Here is a 265-nt window from a genome sequence, read left to right as displayed (position 1 = left end):
ACAAGGCAAAAGCGCTGATCGGCCCCTGGGTGCACAAATATCCGCACTTCGCCTGGCCGAAACCGCGCGCGGATTTCCCTGCCGAAGCGATCGCCTGGTGGAACAAATGGCTGCGCGGCGAGGACAACGGCATCGACCGGCTGCCGCAGGCCCGCGCCTATATTCTCGATGCTATCCGCCCGGCTCTCCGCCGCGACAGCGATCCGGGTTTCTGGGTGGCGAAGGACAGCTGGTCGCCGCCGAAGATGCAATGCTTCTATGTCGA

Annotated in this window: 1 pseudogene; it reads left to right on the top strand. The window is 63.8% G+C overall.

The features are described 5' to 3' along the window. Positions 1-265 (top strand): annotated as a pseudogene (locus K6M89_RS30780) (CocE/NonD family hydrolase); the annotation flags it as partial.

Source organism: Rhizobium croatiense, from assembly GCF_019793465.1.
Classification (GTDB): domain Bacteria; phylum Pseudomonadota; class Alphaproteobacteria; order Rhizobiales; family Rhizobiaceae; genus Rhizobium; species Rhizobium croatiense.
This window is presented reverse-complemented; position numbering and strand designations above follow the sequence as displayed.